Genomic DNA, 17797 nt, shown 5'->3' on the forward strand with positions numbered 1-17797 from the left:
GCAGCAGGGCACCGCAATCGGCCGTTGCGCACAACGCAGGCAGAAACATCCGGCAATCGCAGTTCGCGCGGCATCGCGCACGACATGGCAGCGCGGCGACTGCCTGACGGACCGATTGGGCCTGAACCTGTTTTCAAGCGGCTCAACACTTCCAGCGAACCTTTCCCAGGCACCCAAACGGTCCTTATGCGATCGCACTCTACTCTATAGACGACGGAAAGCCTGCTATCCCGCAGAACAAAGGTTGGAAATCCTGCAGCTTGTGACCCCTGATTTCAGGTCAAGCGATTGCGGTCGTTGGAAATAGTTCCGCGCAACAAATTTCGACGGCGCGCTGCGCGTTGACTGCGCGCGTCACGGCCGCGGCGATTTCGATCACGAACGGGGACGAGGACCGCCGAGACGACGGATCAAAGTATAGTCGAGGCAATGGGCGCAATGGCTCAGCGCCAACTTCAAATCGCTTTCCACCGTTCGCACGCTGACACCGAGGCGGGTCGCCACATCGTGCGGCGTCCGTCCCTCGATCGTAATACTATAAAGTACATCGCGCGGCCGCTCCGGCAATTCGGCCAACGCCCGCTTGAAGGCATCAATATCGGATCGCGCCTCGACGATTCTCGCCGGGCTTGGTCCGTCGTCACTCACATCAAGCAATGAATCGATTTCGGCCGCGCTGACGCGGAGATTCTGCGCCTTCTGGCGATCCCGCGCGATGTTGATCGCGATGCGGAATATATAGTCGGCGGGGCTGCGGATCGGCACGGCGTCCGTGACCCGCTCCAGCCGCAGGAATGTCTCGTGCAGGGCCTCGTATGCGAAGTCCGACGATCCTAAACGGCGGGTCAATCTCTTGACGAGGCCGTCGTAATTGTCTGCCAGCTGGCCCCGCAGCCGCACTCGATTGATTTCAGCCACGTTTCGCGGCCTCCCAGACACCAGCCTGATATCCAGATTGCATTGTTCTTGAAGCTGCCAATCTCGTAACGGCCGGGCACAACACATTTATGACGGCAACAAGTCGACACCGAACGACACGCAAGCTGGTGCACCGCGGTCACATCCAAACAATGAACCGGCGCTCTTTGATCGGCAGGCCGACGGTGCCGCGCGATCCGATCAGGCCGGGTCGAACACCAGGGTGATCTGGATATTCAGCCGGTCGGGCAGCGCCGACGGGATCGACGGCAGCGGCTGCGCCCGCCGGATCGCGTCGACGGCCGCCTTGTCGAGCACGGCCTGTCCCGAACTGGTCTTGACCCAGACTTCAAGCAGGGTGCCGTCCCGCTGCATGGAGAACAGCGTCTCGACCGCCCCGTGCAGCCGCCCGAGCCGCGCCGCATTCGGATAGCGCTGGTAGCGCGCCACGTGACGAAGCAGCGTCTGCTGAAACTTCACCGCAACACTGTTGGGCGGCGCATCGGCAGGCGACGGCGTCGGACGCAGGCTCGGCACGGCCGGCTCCGCCGGCATCGGCTCCCGCGCCGGGGCCGCGGTCAGGTTGTCGATCGGCGGATCGGAGCTCTCCAGCGACACCTCGGTCCGGCTTGCGAGCGTCGCGGTTTGCGGCTGCGACACCGGCGCAACCGGGATCGGCGCAGGCGACGGGCTCGGCAGCAGCCGGACCTGGACGATCGAGCTCTGCTCCCGGCTTGCCGGTCCGGCCGGCGGTTGCAACCGGATCCAGTAGATTCCCCCGACGAACAACAGCGTCGCGATGGCCGGCACCAGCAGCAGGCGCAGGATCTCGCCCGAAGTCCATGCGCTCGGATCCTCGGGATGGAACAGCAGCGTCATCGGCCTCATGCCGCGCGCGCCGCCGGGTCCGCTGGTGTCGTTGGCGCTCATTGGAACGATTTCACCCGGATCGCGATCCGCACCGGCTGCGAGGCGTTCGCGGGCGTCGTTCGGCTGACCGTCAGTCCTTGCAGCGCCGCGGTCACGGCTGCATCGCGGTTCTGATCGCCGGTCGAGCGCAACAGCTGGGTTCGCTGGATCGTGCGCGAGGGATCGATCCACAGATCGACAACGAGCTGATAGCTGCCGCCGCGCGAGCCGATATTCTTCTGCAACGCCTTTTGAATGTCGAACTGCAGGCTTTCGCGGTAGTCGCGCAGCGCGCCGGCGTCGTTGCCGTCACTGCTCGGCCGCACCTGCAGCGTGCCGAGCGACAGATCCGCGGTCGCAAGCGGGCTCGCCGGCGGATGGTCGGCGCGCACGCTGCGCGACGCCAGGGTGATGGCGTCCGGACGAATGTATTGGACCTTGAGGTCGGTTCCCGTCAGCAGCAGGTTCAGCGCATCCTCCGGCGTGAGGCTGCCTTCGACCGACGTCGACTTCCGGCCGGTTGCAGAATTGCTCTCATAGAGCACCTGCACGCCGGTCCGCTCGCCATAGGCCTGCAGCGCGCCGGCAAGCTGCTGGGCCGGGATGTTGAACTCGATCGGCGCCGATGTCGCAACCGCCACGTGCTGCTGCGCGGCAACCGCGCAGATGCCGCCGATCAGCAGCGCGGCACAAATCCCGAACAGATACCGCGGCGTTGCGGAGGCCCCTGGAGCGTCGGCGCCGATCGCAGCGCCCGCGCGTGCACCATGTGATCCAACTGCCGTCATAACCTTGCTTCGGCCCAAAGTGACCGCGGGTGAAATTCGGCCAGCATATCTGTGCGGGTTAGCCTTCCGGCCAGCGAACCTGCGTTCTTTATATCTGGAATGTGACGGCCGTCTAACCGGCAAGTCCGGCCGGCACGCTGCCCGGAATTTGTGCTGACCTTTCAGCGTAAAAAGTTCCCGAGCATCGCCGGAGCGGCGCCGAGCTCCGGGCCAGCGGCACGGCGCGACCAGAAAAACGAGCGAGCGCTCTCTCAGAAAATTTGCTGATCCCCCTTTTCCGAACGCCGGTTCGTGGGCTAGGAATTAGGCAAGGGCGTAAAGGCCCCGCCTGGACCGGCAACAAAATGAAACGGTCCGGGACATAGCCAGGGAGGCAACGTGGGTCTCGCGCGTCAGCGGCCGGGGACGAATGCGTTCGCTATGGACGTGCTTTGCGCACGCATCCTCGAACGGCATCGCGATTCCGTTCGAGTCCAGAAACCGCATCTCGCCGTTCCGAACCTCACGCGCATCATCGGCGCCACGCTGACGCTTTCCAACAAGCACGGCTTTCACGCCACCACGCTGCGCCAGCTCGCGGAAGCCTCCGGCCTCAGCATGGGCGGCCTCTACACCTACTTCGACAGCAAGCCGACGCTGCTGTCGATGATCCTCGGCGAGGTCGCCGAGACGGTGGCGGAGGTGCTGACCGCACCGCCCGCCGACGTCAAGCAGGATGCGCGCAAGCATCTGCACTGGATCATTGCCACCCATGTTCGCATGAGCGAGGCGATGCAGCCCTGGTTCGTGTTCTGCTTCATGGAAGCGAAGTCGTTTCCGCCCGCGGAACGCCAGCGCGCCATCGAGATGGAGGTGATGACCGAGAAGATCATCGCCGGCGTCCTCAAGCAGGGCGTCGCCAGCGGCGCGTTTGCGATCGATCAGGTCACGCTGACGGCCTCGCTGATCAAGCCGCTGCTGCAGGACTGGTACGTCAAACGCGCGAAATACCGCCGGCGCGGCACCTCGATCGAAACCTACATCAACGCTGTCAGCACGTTCGCCGACGCCGCGGTCGCCCGCAAGACACGGCCCGGCCGCATCGCGACCGGCTCCCGCGGCAAACCCAGGCAGACGGCGCACCCATAGGCGCAGGGAAGGACGAGGCAATGAAGCGATTGCGATTCAATCAACAGGAGATCGTCTTCGCCGTCTTTGCCGTGCTGTTCCTGGCGTTCTCGATTTTCCTGCGCGGCTTCCTGACGCCGGAGAACATGCTGACGCTGCTGCAGAACGTCGCGGTGCTCGGCATCCTCGGGCTCGCCATGGCGATCGTCGTGATCGGCCGCGGCATCGATATCTCGCTGATCGCAGCCCTCGCGGTCCCTCCGGGGCTGGTGCTGCAGATGGTGCAGAACGGCCACTCGCTGCCGGCCTCGCTGCTGACCGCCGTGCTGCTCACGATCGCCTTCGGTTTGGTCAATGGCTGGCTGATTGCCTATGCCGAGGTGCCTTCGCTGTTTGCGACGCTGGCGACCGGCCTGCTGCTCGCCGGCCTCGGACAGGCCGCGCTGTTTCAGCTCGACGTCGTGCAGTGGAGCGACGGCATGAAAGGCTTCGAGCGGCTCGGGCAAGGCACCATCCTCGGCATCCCGACCTCGATCGTGATGTTCGCGATCGCCTGCGTGGTGGTCGCCTTCCTGCTGCGCCAGACGCGCTGGGGCGCCTATATCTACGCGATCGGCGACAATCCCTATGCGGCCCGCGTCACCGGCATCCCGTCACGTCCGATCATCGTGCTGCAATATGTCGTCGCGGCGCTGATCGGCTGCTTTGCCGGCCTGGTGATGGCGGCGTCGGTCAACTCGATGCCGACCCGCGTCTTCAATTCGACCCTGATCTACGACGTCATCCTCGTCGTGGTGCTCGGCGGCATCGGCCTGTCGGGCGGCCGCGGCGGCGTGCTCAACGTCATCATCGGCACGCTGCTGATCGGCACCATGCTGAACGGAATGACCATCATGGACATCTCCTACGCCGGCCAGAACCTCGTCAAGGGCGTTGTCCTGCTGCTCGCCGTCATCACGGATTCATTCCTGAATCCGCGCAACGAAGAAACGGCACAGCAGGGCGACATCTGAACCAAGTCGAAGAACGATCAATCACGACCAAGGAGGAAGCAATGAAATACGCTGTCAGGACTGCAAAGGTGATCGCCGCAGCGCTCGGCCTCGCGGCCATCGCCGCACCGGCTCTGGCCCAGCAGGGCCTGGACGAGCCGTTCCAGAAGCCGTTCAAGGAGTCGCTCGCCGGCAAGACGGTGGCCTACGTTCCGGTCGCCATGAATTTCGACCTCACCGAAGGCTGGTACGCCGGCATGAAGAAGGAGCTCGAGCCGTTCGGCGTCAAGTTCGAGATCCGCGATCCCAACTGGAACACCAATGCCGGCGCGCAGGCGGTGACCTCGCTGATCTCGGAGAAGCCGGCCGTGATGGTGATCCACAATCCGGACGTGCAGACCTACGCCAAGCTGCTGCAGCGCGCCGAGAACGAAGGCATCTACGTGATCCAGATCAACATGGGATCGGCCTATCGCTCCTCGGCCTTCGTCGGCGCCAACTGGATCGAGATCGGCGAGAAGGACACCGAAGCCGTGGTCAAGGCCTGCCAGGGCAAGTCGAACAAGATCGCCGTCGTGCAGGGCGCGCTCTCGGCGGCCGCCAGCGCCTACACGCTCAAGGGCGTCGAGAACGTGCTCGCCAAGCATCCGGAGATCAAGGTGGTCTCGAGCCAGGCGGCTGATTGGGATGCAGCAAAGGCCAAGGCGATCACCCAGACGGTGCTGAAGCAGAATCCCGATCTCTGCGGCATCGTCGGCTTCTGGGACGGCATGGACATCGGTACCGCGGCCGCGGTGAAGGAAGCCGGCCTGACCGGCAAGGTGTTCGTCGCGACCTCCGGCGGCGGCGAGCGCAAGGGCGCCTGCGAGCTCGTCAAGTCCGGCGCCTTCGATCTCAACCTCAGCTACGACGTGCCGACCCAGGCCGCGCAGATGGCCGGCACCATCAAATGGCTGCTGTCGTCGGGCGCCAAGGCCGGCTCGATCAAGGGTTCGGAATACACCACGCTGATTCCGATCACCAAGGAGAACGCGGACAGCCAGACCGCGTGCTGGAATCTCAGTGACCTGAAGAAATAACCCGGCCACTCCGCTTGACGTCCCGGGCGCGCCCCGCCCCGGGACGCCAATCTCCGAAAAATCGAACGCCTTGCTGGAATGCCGATGCGCGACACCTTGACGAGCCTGCGTTACCGCTACTGGCCGGATCATCTCCTCGGCGAGATCCTGTCCAAGCGTTGGACCGAGACCGCAATTCCGGTGATCCTGCTCCTGATCGTCGGCTTCGCGCTCAGCCGCTCTATCGATCATTTCCTGTCGCCGTCGAGCCTTGCCGACACCGCACGGCAGGCCGGCGAGATCGGCTTCATCGGGCTCGGCATGGCGCTGGTCGTCATCGTCGGCGGCATCGATCTGTCGGTCGGCTCGATCTTCGCGCTGACGGATTTCTGCGCGCTCTATCTGCTCGACGTGCTGAACTGGCCGGTGCCTGCGGTTGTCGTAGCCACCCTCGCCTGCGGCGCGCTGCTCGGCGCCGTGAACGGCGTCCTGATCGGATACTTACGGCTGCGCGCCTTCATCACCACGCTGATCACCCTGATCATCTACCGTTCGGCGTTCGATCTGTTGATCCAGCGCTACTCCAACTCGATCGCCGCGGCGTTCCCCGACATCCCGTCCTGGAATTTCATCGGCGGCGGCGACGTGTTCGGCATTCCGAGCGTCGCGCTCGTCTATGTCGCGATCGCGATCTTCGGCCATATCTTCATGACGCGGCTGCGCCCGGGCTGGCACATCACCGCGATCGGCGGCTCCCGCCGCTCGGCCTACAATTCCGGCATTCCGGTTCGCCGCACTATCGCCCTCTGCTATGTCGCGAGCGGCGTGCTCACCAGCATTGCTGCGCTGTTCTTTGCGGCAAGGCTCGGCACCGTCGGCGGCGATATCGGCGTCGGCCTCGAGGTGATCGTGCTGACCGCGACCGTGCTCGGCGGCATCACGCTCGGCGGCGGCAAGGGCTCGGTCGCCAAGTCGCTGGTCGGCGTGCTGATCGTGCTGCTGATCACCAACGGCCTGACCACGCTCAATGCGCGCGGCGGCATCAACCGGATGGCGCTCGCGGGCATCCTGCTGGTCGCCGCGATGGTAGACATCCGCTGGCAGAAGAACCGCACCCGCATCATCAGCAAGGTCTATGTCGCGCCGACGTATCACGCGCTGCCGCCGCCGCCGGCCACCGAGATCGGCCAGGGCGGCCCGTTCGAGCAGAACGACAAGCTGCGCGACGTCGAATTGATCGGCCTCGGCCGCATCGAGGCGCCGGAGGACGTGATCCTCGATCGCAACAACAATCTCTACGCCGGCTCACGCCACGGCGACATCATGCGCTTCTTTGCGCCCGACTATCAGCGGATGGAGGTGTTCGCCCATATCGGCGGCCAGCCGCTCGGCATGGCCTTCGACCGGCAGGACAATCTCTATGTCTGCATCGGCGGCATGGGGCTCTACCGCATCAAGCCCGACGGCACCGTGGAGAAGGCGACCGACGAGACCAACCGCAGCATGCATTCGGTGAATGACGACAGCCGGCTGCGGCTCGCCGACGACCTCGACATCACCGATGACGGCCTGATCTTCTTCTCGGAAGCGACCGTGCGCTACGAGATGGACGAATGGCCGATCGACGGCCTCGAGGCGCGCGGCAATGGCCGCATCATCTGCTACGACACCAAGACCGGCGCCACCCATACCGCACTGCGCGGCCTCAAATTCCCCAACGGTATCTGCGTCGCCAGCGACGGCCAGTCGATCCTGTTCGCCGAGACCTTCGGCTGCTCGATCAAGCGGCTGTGGTTCGCTGGACCGAAGAAGGGCCAGGTCGAGGTGGTGATGGACAATCTGCCGGGCTACCCCGACAACATCAATCTCGCCTCCGACGGCAATTACTGGCTGGCGCTGGTCGGCATGCGCAGCCCCTCGCTCGACCTCGCCTGGAAGATGCCGGGTTTCCGCCGCCGCATGGCCAAGCGCGTCCCGGTCGACGAATGGCTGTTCCCGAACATCAACACCGGCTGTGTCGTCAAGTTCAACGAGCAGGGCAAGATCCTCGAATCGTTCTGGGACCTGCGCGGCGAGAACCATCCGATGATCACCTCGATGCGCGAGCATCGCGGCTATCTCTATCTCGGCGGCATCATGAATAACCGGATCGGCCGCTACAAGCTGGAGAACGCCGACCCGAACTTCGTGCAGTATGACAAGCGCTGGGGGAAGCTGTCGTGATCGCGGCCGTCAGGGAATTCGCCAACCGCTTTCTCGGCCGTGGCGAGGCCACCATCACCGTGCCGTCGTTCGACGGCGCGCTCAAGCCGAACCAGAAATTGGAGGCCGCGACCACCTTGCTGGAATGCGAGGCGCCCGAGGACCTCGCGACCGACGGCCGCAACCTCTATGTCGCCGATGGCCGGCGCCTGCTGCAGCTCGACGGCAACACCGCGACCGAGCTGCGCAACTTCGAGCAGCCGATCTCGGCGCTTTGCGCACTTGCGGACGGCGGCATCGCAGTCGCGCTCGGCGGCCGCGAGGTGCGGCTCTACGCCGATCCCTCATCGGGTGAGCCGAGCGTGACGTTCCGCGACGCCGCCTTCAACGCGATCAACGCGCTGACCTTGGCAAGCGACGGCCCCCTGATCGCGACCGACGGCTCGACGACCTGCGGCGTCGATGACTGGGCGCGCGACCTGATGGAGCTGAATCGAAGCGGCCGCGTATTCCGGCTCGATCCCAAGACCGGATCGGTGAAGCCGCTGGCCGCAAAGCTCGGCTACGCGTTCGGCGCCTGCGCGCGCGGCGATGGCGTGCTAGTCAGCGAGAGCTGGCGGCATCGTCTCGTCCTCGTCGCGGACGGCAAGACACCGCAGATCGTGCTCGGTCACCTGCCGGTCTACCCGTCGCGGCTGTCGAAGGCTGCGAGCGGCGGCTATTGGCTCACGGCGTTCACCGCCCGCACCCAGCTGATCGAATTCGTGCTGCGCGAGCCGGCCTACCGGCGCCGCATGATGGCCGAGATCGACCCGGCCTATTGGGTGGCGCCGCGGCTGCGCTCGGGCTTCTCGTTCAAGGAACCGATGCAGGGCGCGCACATCAAGACGATGGGCGTCATCAAGCCATGGGCGCCGCCGCGCTCCTACGGCCTCGTCATCCGGCTCGGTGAAGACGGCAAGCCGCTCTATTCGCTGCACAGCCGGGTCGACGGCATCAACCACGGTGTCGTCGCGGCGCTCGAGCTCGGCAGCGACCTCGTGCTGATCGCCAAGGGACCGGGCCGCGTGCTGAAACTGCCCCTCGCCGGGCTTGCCGAGGAGATAGGCCCATGAGCGACACCGTGCTGTCCCTGCGCAAGGCCACCAAGCTCTATGCCGGCGTGCCCGCCATCGAAGGCGTCGACTTCGACCTCCGCCGCGGCGAGATTCACGCGCTGGTCGGCGAGAACGGCGCCGGCAAATCGACGCTGACCAAGGTGATGGCCGGCGTCGTGACATTGACCTCGGGCAGCATGACGGTCGACGGCTCCGACGTCGCGCCGCGCACGCCGCTCGAAGCACGCAATCTCGGCATCGCCATGGTGTTCCAGGAGAACAGCCTGGTGCCGACCATGACGGTGGCGCAAAATCTCTTCCTCGGGCAGGAGAAATTCTACAACCGGCTGCGCGGCATCTACATCGCCGCCCAGCAATTCCTGCAATCGCTCAATTTCGACGTGACACCGACCGCGACGGTGAGCGGGCTCGGCGCCGCCAAGAAGCAGATGGTCGAGATCGCGCGCGCGGTCCTGCACAAGGCCAAGGTCATCATCTTCGACGAGCCGACCGCATCGCTGACGCCGGAGGAGAAGAAGTACTTCTTCGACCTGGTTCGCGATCTCAAGAAGCGCGGTGTCTCAATCGTCTTCATCTCGCATGCGCTGGAAGAGGCCCTCTTGCTCGCGGACCGCATCACCGTGCTGCGTGACGGCAAGCACGTCATCACCGATGACGCGGCGAAATTCGACCGGGCGGCGATCGTGCAGGCGATGGTCGGCCGCGACCTCTCGAACACGCTGTACGGCGCGCGGAAGGCCAGCGTCCGGCCGGCCGGCGCGCGCGTGCTGACGGTGCAGAATCTCAAGATGGCGCCGATGGTGAAGAACAATTCGCTGTCGGTGTTTGCCGGGCAGATCACCGGCGTGTTCGGCCTGGTCGGCGCGGGCCGCACCGAGACCTTCAAGATCGTATCCGGCGTGCTGAAGCGCGATTTCTTCCACGGCGGCGAGATCCTGCTGCATGACAAGCCTGTGCGCTACCGGGTTCCGGCGCCGGCGGTGAAGGCCGGCATTGCCTATGTCACCGAGGATCGCAAGGTCGAGGGCTTCTTCGAGACTGCCTCGATCGCCCGCAACATCTATCTCGGCCTGCTCTCGAAGTTTCCCGGCGGGCGGATGATGCTGTCGCGGCGCGAGACCAACTCAGTCGGCAAGAGCTGGATCCAGCGGCTCAAGGTCCGCGCCATCGGCGACGAGGCCAAGGTGGTCGAGCTCTCAGGCGGCAACCAGCAGAAGGTGGTGATCGCGAAATCGCTGGTGCAGGAGCCCGAGCTGATCATCTTCGACGAGCCGACACGCGGCGTCGACGTCGGCGCCATCGTCGAGATCCACGAGCTGATCAACCAGCTCGCCGACGAGGGCAAGGCGGTGGTGGTGATCTCATCCTATCTGCCCGAGATCATGGCCCTCTCGGACCGCATCCTGGTCTCGCGCCAAGGCAAGGTGGTCGAGGAATTCTCCGCGCTCGAAGCCACCGAGGAGAAGATCATGTATGCGGCGATCCATTGATGCCGCAGCATCACGGCCGGCTCGCCACGCCATGCCGGAGCGCGATCGCGCGCCCGATTCGCCGCTACTGCTTTGGACCAACGGTCCCGGTCGCCTTCAATCTCGCCGACCGCACCCAACCCGAGACGTCGTTGCCCGTCCCGGGATGGAAGTACATCACCGACGACCAGCCATCATCGGTTTGCGCATAGGCGACGAGCTCGTCGTTCGGAATCACGAACACCCCGCTGATCGGGCAGTGAAGATTAGGCGCGGAGTAGAATTGCAGCCGTCCCTTGCCCGTCACCACATTGGCGAGCGGCGGCGACAGTATCGGGACGCGGCTGGTGCCCGACCGCGGCTCCTTGCAGCTCGACGGCGTCTGTGCGTGCACGGTTGCACCCAGGGCCCCCAGCATCAGGGCGCCGGCGGCAATGCAGGCGAGAGCAAACCTGTCCGACATCATTCATTCTCCCGATCGAGCCACGCGATCACAGGTCATTCCAGCGTTTGTCGCCGGACAGGACGGGCAGGTTCTGCGAGCTCAAACGAAAGTTTGCGCGCCCGCAGCCCGGAGCGCGCGCGCCGCACATCGATCGTGCCGTCGAAGAGCTGGTGCTTGAGCGAGCCGATGGTCGGCGCCGCGCAGCTTTCATCGTGCTCGCAGCAAGAAGCGCCCGGCAGAGCGAGCGCTTCGCCTGTTCCGGCAACGAAAGGCGTGTCCGGTTCAGTTCCCGGCGATGATGACGAGGTTGTTCAAGACAGGCGTTGAACAGAAGGCGACGACGAGCGCGATGTTGTAGACATTGTTGCTGCGCCAAAGCAGCCACGTCAGGACGAACGTAAGTCCCAGCTTGGGCACCAGCCACCATACGCCGAACCATGTCTGTGCCATTTGCATGAACGGGTTCAACTCGCCCAGCCCGAGATTCAAGATCACATTCGTCGACTCGAGATCGGCGTATCCCAGCAACAAGGTGAACAGCAGCAAGAGACCCTTAACCCAGTTCATTCTTAGACTCCCCACGCCGAAGATGCCGGATCGGCCAGATTATGCTGTTGATGATGTCCGCCCGCTCAGGAGGCACAAGTCCTGTTGCCGGATACTCACCCGGCTTCGGCACCCACGCCGTGCCGAACAGAATGTCCAGGAGCGGGAAGAAGGCGGCAAAGTTCTTGTCACGGTGCTCGATCTGCACCGAATGATGGATCCGATGCCATTGCGGATTGTTGATCCATGTCACGAAGCGGCCGAGCGGGATGCGGACGTTGAGATGCGCGCAGGCATCGGGCACGAAGAAGATGAATGCCGCAGCGATCGCCATGTCCGGCGGGATCCGAAACAGGATCGCCAGGATCGGAAGAAAGGCGTCGGACAGCACCCTTTCCAACCAGAAATGGCGGCCGCCGGTGATGAACGTAATGCCGTTCGCACTGTGGTGGAACGAGTGCATCGCCCAAAGGAAGGGGACCGCATGCTGCAGCCGATGGAATGTGTATTTGTAGAGATCGAGCGCCACCACGACGATCGCGAACGAGACGAACCACCAGTAACCTTCGGTCGGCAGCTTGATCCAGCCAAGTCCGGCATAGCTCGCAATCGCACCCGCGCTGATCGCAGCAAGCGGAGCGAACAGGTGCTCCAACCCGACGCTCACGATGACCGCCAGCCAATCGGCACGAAACTCGTCGCTGGAAACAGGCGCAATGGGCCACGTCTTTTCCAGAATACGACTGCCGTAGACGACCCCCAGAATGACCGCCGCGCAAAAGACGGCGTTTGAAATCTCACTCGACATGAGAAACGACCCGCCGGTTCAAAGGCCGGACAAAATGAACAAAACATTCTGCCGCCTATAGGCTAAAAACCTTACTTTTTCCCAACGCCCCGGCGGGCGCAAGCAGGGTTTTTACGGGTCGCCCCGCCTTCAGCCCGATCGTGACGGTTCGGCCGGGCGGCAAACGTAGGCATTGCGTCTGGTTGGAAGCGGCCGCCAACCAAGGGTTGGCCTGTCGTGATGTCCCGCTTGACCTTCAATCCCACGGCGGCTTGCCGCGGAATGCCTCGACCAGGAAGTCCACCATCACCCGCACCTTTGCGCTGACGTGGCGGCGGCTCGGATAGACGGCCAGCACATCGATCTCGGGTGTGTGATAGTCGGGCAGCAGGCGGACCAGGCGGCCCTGCCGCAGCAGCTCCCCGATCAGGAACGTCGGCTGCAGAATCAATCCGAAGCCGGCCGCCGCTGCCGCACAGGCCGTCTCGCCGTTGTTGGTGTGGAAGATGTTGGATACCGGCACGGTGTGAGGCTTGCCGTCTCCGTCGAGCAACCGCCATTCCTCGGCCGAAGCGGAATAGGCGTAGGCGATGCAGGCGTGGTTCCTGATGTCATCCGGGGTCTGCGGCGCGCCATGTCGCGCGACGTAGTCCGGCGACGCGCAGACGAAGTGATGAATCGCCGCGAGCTTGCGGCTGATCAAGCTCGGTGATCCTCCGCGCGAAATGCGCACAGCCAGATCGAAGCCCTCGTCGACGAGGTCGACGAGCCGATCGACCAGGCTGATGTCGAGTTCGATGTCGGGATAGCGCGCCATGAAACGTGGCCATAACGGCGCGAGATGAAGTATGCCGAAGCTCAGCGGCGCGTTGATCCGCAGACGTCCGCGCGGCTGCATCGCAGCGGAAGATGCGATCGCCTCCGCCTCTGCAACGTCCTCCAGAATCGAGAGCGCGCGGTCATACAGCGTCTTGCCGGTTTCGGTCAGCGACAGGCGCCGCGAGGTCCGGTTGAGCAGGCGCGCCCCGAGCATCTCCTCCAGTTCGTTGACGTAGCGAGTGACATTGGCCGGCGAGGTCTCCAGCTTGTCCGCGGCGCGGGTGAAAGAGCCTTGGCCAACCACGGTGGCAAACACCTCGAACGCGCGCAGACGGTCCATCGCATCCTCGATTATGCAGTAAAACTGAATGATGTAACCAGTTTCCGTGCCTTCTTTCCAGTTCTGTGAGCATCTAATTACGTTCCCACGACGCCGCGGTTGGCGCGGCCGAAACGGAGAACGGACATGGCACAGGGTACGGGACGTCTTTCAAACAAGGTTGCAATCGTGACCGGCGCGAGCTCGGGCATCGGCCGGGTCACGGCCAAGCTGTTCGCGGCCGAAGGCGCGAAGGTGGTGGTTGGCGCACGGCGGGAAAGCGAGCTGGCGAGCCTGGTCGATGAGATCAAGGCCAGCGGCGGGACGGCCGTCGCGCTCGCCGGCGACGTGCGCTCGGAAGATTATGCCAAGGCCCTCGTCGCGCTGGCGGTCAAGGCATTCGGCCGATTGGACATTGCCTTCAACAACGCCGGCACGCTCGGTGAAGGCGGTGCCTCGACCGGCGTCTCCGAAGCCGGTTGGAGCGATGCCGTTGCGATCAACCTCACCGGCTCGTTCCTGGGCGCGAAGCACCAGATCGCCGAGATGACCAAGCATGGCGGCGGGTCGGTGATCTTCACCTCGACCTTCGTCGGCTACAGCTCGTCATTCCCCGGCGTTGCCGCCTATGCCGCGAGCAAGTCCGGCCTGATCGGCTTGACGCAGACGCTCGCCGCCGAGTTCGGCCCGCAGAACGTCAGGGTCAACGCGGTGCTGCCCGGCGCGATCGAGACCGAGATGTATCGCGAGATGAACGACACCCCCGACAAGGCGACCTTCGTCACCAACCTGCATGCGCTCAAGCGGGTGGGTCGCCCCGAGGAAGTCGCACGCTCGGTGCTTTACCTCGCATCGGACGATGCCAGCTTCGTCACCGGGACCGCGTTGCTGGTCGACGGCGGCCTCTCGATCACCCGCACCTGAGGCGGCCGACCAACCACGGCATCATTCAAGGAGGCTGACATGGGATTGCTGGTCGACGGTAAATGGCAAGACGCCTGGTATGCGACGAAGCCAAGCGGCGGCCGCTTCATTCGCAAGGACAGCTCCTTCCGCAATTGGGTCACGGCCGGCGGCAGCGCCGGCCCGACCGGAATCGGCGGCTACCAGGCCCAGGCCGGCCGCTATCATCTCTATGTCAGCCTCGCCTGCCCCTGGGCCCACCGCACGCTGATCATGCGCGCGCTGAAGGGGCTCGAGGACAAGATCTCGGTGTCGGTGGTGCACTGGCTGATGCTCGAGCACGGCTGGACCTTTGCCGACGGCCCGGGCGTGGTCCCGGACACCGTCTACCACGCCCGGTTCCTGCATCAGGTCTATACCGCGGCCGATCCATACTACACCGGCCGCGTCACCGTTCCCGTGCTGTGGGACAAGCACACCGGCAGCATCGTCAGCAACGAATCGTCCGAGATCATCCGGATGCTGAATTCGGCCTTCGACGGAATCGGCGCCGAACCCGGCGACTATTATCCGGCCGCGCTCCGCGAAGAGATCGACGCGATCAACGCGCGCGTCTACCACACTGTCAACAACGGCGTTTACAAGGCGGGCTTCGCCACCACGCAGGAAGCCTACGAGGAAGCCGTCGTGCCGCTGTTCGACACGCTGGACTGGCTCGACCAACGGCTTGCCGGCCGGCGCTTCCTGCTGGGCGACAGCCTGACCGAAGCCGATATCCGCCTGTTCACGACACTGATCCGCTTCGACGCGGTCTATGTCGGACACTTCAAGTGCAACATCCGGCGGCTGGTCGATTACCCAAATCTGTTCGCCTATACGCGCGACGTCTATCAGTGGCCCGGCATCGCCGCGACGGTGAATTTCGAGCACATCCGGCGGCACTATTACGAGAGCCATCGCTCGATCAATCCAACCGGGATCGTTCCGCTCGGTCCCGTCCTCGACTTCACCGCAGCCCACGGACGCGCGCAGCCGGCCGCCGCAAATCTTCAGCGCGCTCATGCGCTTCGGCACGCGGGATAGATCGAGAACTCACGAGCACAGATGCGCGGTTGAAACAGATGCCCGGTTGGACACGATATCGACGCGGCGCGACGCTGATCTCTTATGCCATTGAGATATCAGCACGATTTTCTAACCGTCATTCCGGGCGATCCGGAACTCCTCGGCCATGGCGATGCGCGATCAGGCCGGGCGGCATGTTGATCGGTTGAAATCGCGACGCCGGAGTCCTATGCGTGTCGGCTATGAGCACCCTTGCCAACGCCGAAATGTCCCTGTCGTCGTGGCCGCGCCACCGGGCGCGCGCCGACAAGCCGGCGCCGTTCCTGCCGATGAACCGTGCCGAGATGACGGCGCTCGGCTGGGACCAATGCGATATCGTGCTGGTGACGGGCGATGCCTATGTCGACCATCCGAGCTTCGGCATGGCGATCATCGGCCGGTTGCTGGAGGCTCAGGGCTTCAGGGTCGGCATCATCGCGCAGCCCGACTGGCAATCGGCCGAGCCGTTCAAGGCGCTGGGAAAGCCGCGCGTGTTCTTCGGCGTCACCGGCGGCAACATGGATTCGATGGTCAACCGCTACACGGCTGACCGGCGGCTGCGCCACGATGATGCCTACACGCCGGACGGCGAAGGCGGCCGCCGGCCGGACCGCTGCACCATCGTCTATGCCCAGCGCTGCCGCGAAGCGTTCAAGGACGTGCCGATCGTGCTCGGCGGCATCGAGGCATCGCTGCGGCGCATCGCGCATTACGACTATTGGTCCGACAAGGTGCGACGCTCGGTGCTGGCGGACGCCAAGGCGGACCTTCTGCTCTACGGCAACGCGGAACGTGCCGTCGTCGAGGTGGCGCACCGGCTCGCCAATGGCGAGACGCCGCGCGATCTCGACTCCATCAGGGGCGTCGCGCTGTTCCGCCGCGTGCCGCAAGATTACGCCGAGTTGCATGCCGACGATCTCGACTCCGCCGACGAGGGCGCCGCGCGCCAGGCGGGCAATGTCGTGATCCGCCTGCCCGCCTGCGAGCAGGTCGAGCAGGACCGTGACGCCTACGCCCGCGCCTCGCGTGTGCTGCACCGGGAGAGCAATCCCGGCAATGCGCGGCCGCTGGTGCAGCGTCATGGTGACCGCGATTTGTGGCTGAATCCGCCGCCGATCCCGCTGTCGACGGCCGAGATGGACTCCGTCTACGACCTGCCCTACGCGCGTGCGCCGCATCCCTCCTACAAGGACGCCAAGATTCCGGCCTGGGAGATGATCCGCTTCTCGGTCACGATCATGCGCGGCTGCTTCGGCGGCTGCACCTTCTGCTCCATCACCGAGCACGAGGGCCGCATCATCCAGAACCGCTCGGAGGGCTCGATCCTGCGCGAGATCGAGCGCATCCGCGACAAGACGCCGGGCTTCACCGGCGTGATATCAGACATTGGCGGGCCGACCGCCAACATGTACCGGATGGCGTGCAAGGATCCGAAGATCGAGGCCGCATGCCGGCGGCCGTCCTGTGTCTTCCCCGAGATCTGCCCGAACCTCAATACGTCGCATGACGACCTGATCCGGCTCTATCGCAAGGTGCGCGAGGTGAAGGGCGTCAAGCGGGTGATGGTGGCCTCAGGCGTGCGCTACGACCTCGCGGTGGAGAGCCCCGAATACATCAAGGAGCTCGTCACCCATCACGTCGGCGGCTACTTGAAGATCGCGCCCGAGCACACCGAGCGCGGCCCGCTCGACAAGATGATGAAGCCGGGCATCGGCGCGTACAATCGCTTCAAGAAAATGTTCGATGCCGCGGCCGAGCAGGCCGGCAAGAAATATTACCTGATCCCGTATTTCATCGCCGCGCATCCGGGAACGACCGACGAGGACATGATGAACCTCGCGCTCTGGCTCAAGAAGAACCGCTACCGCGCCGATCAGGTGCAGACGTTCCTGCCCTCGCCGATGGCGACCGCGACGGCGATGTATCACACCGGCGTCAATCCGCTGCGCGGCGTGCGCCGCGGGGCGAGCGACAAGGTCGCGGCGATCAAGGGCCTCCGGCAGCGCCGGCTGCACAAGGCGTTCTTGCGCTATCACGACCCGGACAACTGGCCGCTGCTGCGCGAGGCGCTGAAGCAGATGGGCCGTGCCGATCTGATCGGCTCTCGTCCCGACCAGCTGGTGCCCGCGCACCAACCGCCCGGCACCGGCAAGGCTGCCGGCACGCGGCGACCTCTGCGCGAGGGCGGCCGGGCACAGCGCTTCACCACCAAGGGCCTGCGGATGGGCAAGTAAGACGGCTGGAATTCAGATCCGGCCGGGCTTGGAAACTGGCTGCGCTTTTTCAGATTGGCGCCGAAATGGCGCGCTATGC

At 64.5% G+C, this 17797-nt stretch carries 16 protein-coding genes; 9 read left to right on the forward strand and 7 right to left on the reverse strand.

The features are described from left to right. Positions 1-375: 375 nt before the first annotated feature. From QDT69_RS30250 to QDT69_RS30260, 3 genes are all read right to left on the reverse strand, one after another. Positions 376-918 (reverse strand): RNA polymerase sigma factor, encoded by a 543-nt coding sequence (locus QDT69_RS30250; protein WP_279710122.1) that lies wholly within the window; start codon positions 916-918, stop codon positions 376-378. Between the two features lie 201 nt (positions 919-1119). Beyond that, positions 1120-1848 (reverse strand): energy transducer TonB, encoded by a 729-nt coding sequence (locus QDT69_RS30255; RefSeq protein ID WP_279710123.1) that lies wholly within the window; start codon positions 1846-1848, stop codon positions 1120-1122. Next, positions 1845-2615, reverse strand: a complete 771-nt coding sequence (locus tag QDT69_RS30260; RefSeq protein ID WP_279710124.1) for a secretin and TonB N-terminal domain-containing protein — start codon at positions 2613-2615, stop codon at positions 1845-1847. Before QDT69_RS30260 ends, QDT69_RS30255 begins: the two co-directional genes overlap by 4 nt. A 420-nt stretch (positions 2616-3035) precedes the next feature. On the opposite strand from QDT69_RS30260, the gene QDT69_RS30265 reads away from it, so the two are divergent. From QDT69_RS30265 to QDT69_RS30290, 6 genes are all read left to right on the forward strand, one after another. Then, on the forward strand, positions 3036-3743 hold the full coding sequence (locus tag QDT69_RS30265; RefSeq protein WP_279710126.1) for a TetR/AcrR family transcriptional regulator: 708 nt from the start codon (positions 3036-3038) through the stop codon (positions 3741-3743). 20 nt (positions 3744-3763) lie between these two features. After that, entirely contained in the window at positions 3764-4735 is a 972-nt protein-coding gene (locus tag QDT69_RS30270) for an ABC transporter permease (RefSeq protein WP_074126794.1), read from the forward strand. 41 nt (positions 4736-4776) lie between these two features. Next, positions 4777-5793 carry a sugar ABC transporter substrate-binding protein gene (locus QDT69_RS30275; protein ID WP_074126795.1) on the forward strand — a complete coding sequence of 339 codons (1017 nt, stop codon included), beginning with the start codon at positions 4777-4779 and terminating at the stop codon, positions 5791-5793. Positions 5794-5871: 78 nt separating this feature from the next. Continuing rightward, positions 5872-7995, forward strand: a complete 2124-nt coding sequence (locus tag QDT69_RS30280) for an SMP-30/gluconolactonase/LRE family protein (RefSeq protein ID WP_279710127.1) — start codon at positions 5872-5874, stop codon at positions 7993-7995. Further along, positions 7992-9089, forward strand: a complete 1098-nt coding sequence (locus QDT69_RS30285) for a hypothetical protein (protein ID WP_279710128.1) — start codon at positions 7992-7994, stop codon at positions 9087-9089. The genes QDT69_RS30280 and QDT69_RS30285 overlap by 4 nt, the downstream gene beginning before the upstream one ends. Further along, positions 9086-10582, forward strand: coding sequence for a sugar ABC transporter ATP-binding protein (locus QDT69_RS30290; RefSeq protein ID WP_279710129.1), 1497 nt, complete (start codon positions 9086-9088; stop codon positions 10580-10582). Before QDT69_RS30285 ends, QDT69_RS30290 begins: the two co-directional genes overlap by 4 nt. Before the next feature lie 64 nt (positions 10583-10646). On the opposite strand, the gene QDT69_RS30295 is transcribed toward QDT69_RS30290, so the two are convergent. The 4 genes from QDT69_RS30295 to QDT69_RS30310 form a co-directional block, all read right to left on the reverse strand. After that, complete coding sequence (locus QDT69_RS30295) at positions 10647-11024, reverse strand: hypothetical protein (protein ID WP_279710130.1); 378 nt, start codon at positions 11022-11024, stop codon at positions 10647-10649. Between the two features lie 264 nt (positions 11025-11288). Further along, complete coding sequence (locus QDT69_RS30300) at positions 11289-11573, reverse strand: DUF5658 family protein (protein WP_279710131.1); 285 nt, start codon at positions 11571-11573, stop codon at positions 11289-11291. Continuing rightward, positions 11560-12360 carry a sterol desaturase family protein gene (locus QDT69_RS30305; protein ID WP_279710132.1) on the reverse strand — a complete coding sequence of 267 codons (801 nt, stop codon included), beginning with the start codon at positions 12358-12360 and terminating at the stop codon, positions 11560-11562. Before QDT69_RS30305 ends, QDT69_RS30300 begins: the two co-directional genes overlap by 14 nt. 235 nt (positions 12361-12595) lie before the next feature. Continuing rightward, complete coding sequence (locus QDT69_RS30310) at positions 12596-13498, reverse strand: LysR family transcriptional regulator (RefSeq protein ID WP_279710133.1); 903 nt, start codon at positions 13496-13498, stop codon at positions 12596-12598. Positions 13499-13624: 126 nt separating this feature from the next. Between QDT69_RS30310 and QDT69_RS30315 the strand changes: the two genes are divergently transcribed. The 3 genes from QDT69_RS30315 to QDT69_RS30325 all read left to right on the forward strand — a co-directional run bounded on the left by QDT69_RS30315 (position 13625) and on the right by QDT69_RS30325 (position 17718). Further along, positions 13625-14401, forward strand: a complete 777-nt coding sequence (locus QDT69_RS30315; RefSeq protein ID WP_279710134.1) for an SDR family oxidoreductase — start codon at positions 13625-13627, stop codon at positions 14399-14401. Between the two features lie 39 nt (positions 14402-14440). Beyond that, the gene (locus QDT69_RS30320) at positions 14441-15463 is read left to right on the forward strand and encodes a glutathione S-transferase family protein (RefSeq protein ID WP_279710135.1); all 1023 of its coding nucleotides are present in this window, start codon (positions 14441-14443) and stop codon (positions 15461-15463) included. A 248-nt stretch (positions 15464-15711) separates the two neighbouring features. Then, positions 15712-17718, forward strand: a complete 2007-nt coding sequence (locus QDT69_RS30325) for a YgiQ family radical SAM protein (RefSeq protein WP_347952110.1) — start codon at positions 15712-15714, stop codon at positions 17716-17718. The last annotated feature ends 79 nt before the right edge of the window (positions 17719-17797 follow it).

Origin of the sequence: Bradyrhizobium sp. CER78, from assembly GCF_029846235.1 — a bacterium.
Lineage (GTDB): Bacteria > Pseudomonadota > Alphaproteobacteria > Rhizobiales > Xanthobacteraceae > Bradyrhizobium.

Bases quoted from the DNA above. Each gene is read 5' to 3' on its own strand.
- QDT69_RS30255 (WP_279710123.1), bottom strand. From the start codon at position 1,848: ATGAGCGCCAACGACACCAGCGGACCCGGCGGCGCGCGCGGCATGAGG.
- QDT69_RS30260 (WP_279710124.1), bottom strand. From the start codon at position 2,615: ATGACGGCAGTTGGATCACATGGTGCACGCGCGGGCGCTGCGATCGGC.
- QDT69_RS30265 (WP_279710126.1), top strand. From the start codon at position 3,036: ATGGACGTGCTTTGCGCACGCATCCTCGAACGGCATCGCGATTCCGTT.
- QDT69_RS30270 (WP_074126794.1), top strand. From the start codon at position 3,764: ATGAAGCGATTGCGATTCAATCAACAGGAGATCGTCTTCGCCGTCTTT.
- QDT69_RS30275 (WP_074126795.1), top strand. From the start codon at position 4,777: ATGAAATACGCTGTCAGGACTGCAAAGGTGATCGCCGCAGCGCTCGGC.
- QDT69_RS30280 (WP_279710127.1), top strand. From the start codon at position 5,872: ATGCCGATGCGCGACACCTTGACGAGCCTGCGTTACCGCTACTGGCCG.
- QDT69_RS30290 (WP_279710129.1), top strand. From the start codon at position 9,086: ATGAGCGACACCGTGCTGTCCCTGCGCAAGGCCACCAAGCTCTATGCC.
- QDT69_RS30295 (WP_279710130.1), bottom strand. From the start codon at position 11,024: ATGTCGGACAGGTTTGCTCTCGCCTGCATTGCCGCCGGCGCCCTGATG.
- QDT69_RS30300 (WP_279710131.1), bottom strand. From the start codon at position 11,573: ATGAACTGGGTTAAGGGTCTCTTGCTGCTGTTCACCTTGTTGCTGGGA.
- QDT69_RS30305 (WP_279710132.1), bottom strand. From the start codon at position 12,360: ATGTCGAGTGAGATTTCAAACGCCGTCTTTTGCGCGGCGGTCATTCTG.
- QDT69_RS30310 (WP_279710133.1), bottom strand. From the start codon at position 13,498: ATGGACCGTCTGCGCGCGTTCGAGGTGTTTGCCACCGTGGTTGGCCAA.
- QDT69_RS30315 (WP_279710134.1), top strand. From the start codon at position 13,625: ATGGCACAGGGTACGGGACGTCTTTCAAACAAGGTTGCAATCGTGACC.
- QDT69_RS30320 (WP_279710135.1), top strand. From the start codon at position 14,441: ATGGGATTGCTGGTCGACGGTAAATGGCAAGACGCCTGGTATGCGACG.
- QDT69_RS30325 (WP_347952110.1), top strand. From the start codon at position 15,712: ATGTCCCTGTCGTCGTGGCCGCGCCACCGGGCGCGCGCCGACAAGCCG.